General features: G+C 41.1%; 4 protein-coding genes. 2 read left to right on the top strand and 2 right to left on the bottom strand.

The window, feature by feature from the left end:
- Nucleotides 1-45 precede the first annotated feature (45 nt).
- Nucleotides 46-609, bottom strand: coding sequence for a DUF1599 domain-containing protein (locus WBA23_RS04965; protein WP_424581143.1), 564 nt, complete (start codon nt 607-609; stop codon nt 46-48).
- A 23-nt stretch (nt 610-632) separates the two neighbouring features.
- Between WBA23_RS04965 and folP the strand changes: the two genes are divergently transcribed.
- On the top strand, nt 633-1,514 hold the full coding sequence (folP, locus tag WBA23_RS04960; protein WP_424581142.1) for a dihydropteroate synthase: 882 nt from the start codon (nt 633-635) through the stop codon (nt 1,512-1,514).
- 6 nt (nt 1,515-1,520) lie between these two features.
- Nucleotides 1,521-2,474 carry a diadenylate cyclase CdaA gene (cdaA, locus tag WBA23_RS04955; protein ID WP_424581141.1) on the top strand — a complete coding sequence of 318 codons (954 nt, stop codon included), beginning with the start codon at nt 1,521-1,523 and terminating at the stop codon, nt 2,472-2,474.
- Here the strand turns inward: cdaA and WBA23_RS04950 are convergent.
- Nucleotides 2,461-2,652, bottom strand: a complete 192-nt coding sequence (locus WBA23_RS04950) for a hypothetical protein (RefSeq protein WP_424581140.1) — start codon at nt 2,650-2,652, stop codon at nt 2,461-2,463. The two genes, cdaA and WBA23_RS04950, sit on opposite strands and share 14 nt — an antisense overlap.
- Nucleotides 2,653-2,961: the final 309 nt, after the last annotated feature.

The following is a 2,961-nucleotide window of genomic DNA, read 5'->3' as shown; positions in this document are numbered from 1 at the left end:
TTTTAAGTCCACGGTCAACAGTCCGTAGTCCACGGAAAGTATTTACTATAAACCATCGACTGTGGACTGTGGACTATTTAACTTTATTAACGAAAAAACTGAGTAATTTATCATATCCTGGTAGTTAGCTTTTACCCCTTCGGAGATTAGCGTTTTGCCGTCGTTGTCTTCAATCTGTTTAGTGCGTAACAGTTTCATCAGAATAATATCGGTCATCGAGCTCACCCGCATGTCGCGCCAAGCTTCGTCGTAGTCGTGGTTCTTGCTTTTTAGTAGATCGAGAGTTTCTTGAGCCATACGATCGTAGAGCGGCTCGAGTTCCTCTACCGACATATCTAGCGGAGTGGTATCGGTGAGTTCCAACTGGATCAACGCCATAATACAATAATTGATAATCCCGATGAACTCATCAGTCACGGGATCCTGTACTTGCTGTTCGCCCTTTTCTTGAATGGAACGAATGCGCTGCGCTTTGATAAAAATCTGGTCGGTGAGCGACGGTAAACGGAGAATTCGCCAAGCCGTTCCATAATCTTGGGTTTTCTTTAGAAAAATCGCTTTACAACGGTCAATTACTTGACTATATTCGCGATAGGTTTGCTCTTTCAAGATTTTTTTCTATTTGTTATTACTTGGGTACGGTAATTGAATTGGAAGCAGAAAGTAACGTCTTTTTTAAGAAACTTACACTCAATCTGCGGGGAAAGTTAATTGACCTGCGTCATCCTCACGTGATGGGGATTCTTAATGTTACCCCCGATTCGTTTTACGATGGTGGGAAATACCACCAAAGTGAACAAAGAATGCTTAGTCAGGCTGAGCAGATGTTGCAGGAAGGGGCAACAATTCTTGATGTGGGAGGATATTCTTCCCGACCGGGTGCAACCGATATTACGTTAGAAGAAGAGAAGGTAAGAGTAGTTACAGCTATTGAGCTGATTGCCAAGCAATTACCGGAGGCAAATATATCGGTAGATACGTTTCGGTCTGAGGTAGCCGAAGAGGCTTTACTCGCGGGGGCTTGCATGGTAAACGATATTTCAGGTGGGGAACTTGATTCGCAAATGTTTGAAGTAGTTGCCCGTTACCAAGTGCCCTACGTGCTAATGCATATGCGGGGAACCCCCCAAACAATGAAGCAACTGACCGATTATGATAATATAATCGTTGATCTGTTAGAGTATTTTCAGCGAAAAGTATCACAATTACGTAAACATAGTGTAGCCGACATTATTCTCGATCTAGGATTTGGTTTTGCCAAGACGATTGATCAGAATTATATCTTACTGAACAACCTGCAATCATTCCAGGAGTTAGGGCTTCCGATGCTAGCTGGTTTATCGCGTAAATCGATGATTTATAAACGTTTAGGGAATAGCTCTGACGAAGCACTAAATGGTACTACGGTGCTGAATACGATTGCTCTTATGAAAGGCGCTTCTATTCTAAGAGTACATGATGTGAAAGAAGCGAAAGAAGCTATTCAATTAGTTCAATACATGAAGAACGAATAAAAGAAATTGACTTATCTTTTTTACATAGGGTTTTTAGAAGTTAACTGGAACGACATTTTTGATATACTGTTGGTCACCGTGCTGCTGTATCAGGTATACAAACTGATGCGTGGTAGTGTGGCCTTAAGTATCTTTTTCGGATTTTTGACGCTCTATCTTTTCTACTTGGTAGTAAGAGCCGCTCAAATGGAGTTGCTATCTACCATTCTGGGGCAGTTTATGGAAGTAGGAGTTATTGCGGCAATTGTTTTATTTCAGCAAGAAATACGGAGGTTTCTATTGTTACTGGGAAAAACCACGACTATTAACCGCGACAATTTTTTTAATACCTTTTGGCGCAAAAAGGAAGAAACAGAGAAGTTAAACCTTACTCCAATTGTTGATGCGGCTAAAAGCTTGAGTGGCTCCAATACGGGGGCCTTGATTGTCTTCTCTAAAAATTCACCCTTAAAGTTTTACGCGAAGTCCGGTGATGAGATTGATGCTACAGTGTCTAAGCGTCTACTGTTATCTATATTTAATAAGTATAGTCCACTGCACGATGGAGCCGTCATTATTTTTGAAGGAAAAATTAAAGCAGCGCGCTGCATACTGCCAGTTACCGAACAAGAAAACCTCCCGGCCGAACTAGGTCTGCGTCATCGAGCCGCTGTAGGAATGACTGAAATAACGGACTCATTGGTGCTGGTTGTTTCAGAAGAAACCGGACAAATGTCGATAGTTGTAGACGGAGAGATTTATCGCAACCTCTCTACTAAAGAGCTGCGGCAGCGAATCAATCAGTATATGCTGGAAGAGCGCGATGAGGAAGAGTTCGTTATTGATCAGGCTAAGGCGGAGGAAAAAGCTTTTATTCAGAAAAAAGAAAAGAAGTTAGAGAAGAAGGATAAAAAGATAAAGACTGATACCAAAGTAAAGGTGGAAAATGATGTAGAGGCTGAAACCACTAGTTCTTCGTAGCTTCCTGCGGAAAACGCCGCCGGATTTTATTGATTAAAAACAACTTTTGAGCGGTAAAGCTATCTGGGTGAATAGCTTGAAATAGTTCCGACCAGTCTTGCCACATAAGCTCTTCACTTTGCCTAAAAGCTGTACTATCTATTTTCTTCTTTGTTAAGTATTCTTCGAAAGTGTCCATAATGTAGTGTTAAAGTGCGTTGTGTGAAGTGTTATAGAGTGTAAGGCGAAAGTTTTAAGTTCAGAGTGTTCTGCATCACCCATTTTCAACCAAAAAAGAATGCCTAGCATTATATAACATAATACCAAACACTGCAGCACTAAAAAAGAAAGGTAAAGTTTTTGCGGTAATTAGGAAAATGCTGTGGAATGAAAGTAGCCTCAAATATCTCATTAAGAGCCTATAATACTTTTGGAATAGACGCTGTTGCCCGTCACTTTGTGCGGGTTGGTTCAGTAGAAGAACTAAAGGAGGTGTTGAAGCAAGATC

Origin of the sequence: Tunicatimonas sp. (genome assembly GCF_049647865.1) — a bacterium.
In the GTDB taxonomy this organism is placed as follows: Bacteria; Bacteroidota; Bacteroidia; order Cytophagales; family Cyclobacteriaceae; genus Tunicatimonas.
The sequence above is the reverse complement of the archived record's forward strand: the minus strand, read 5'-3'. Positions and strand labels throughout refer to the sequence as shown.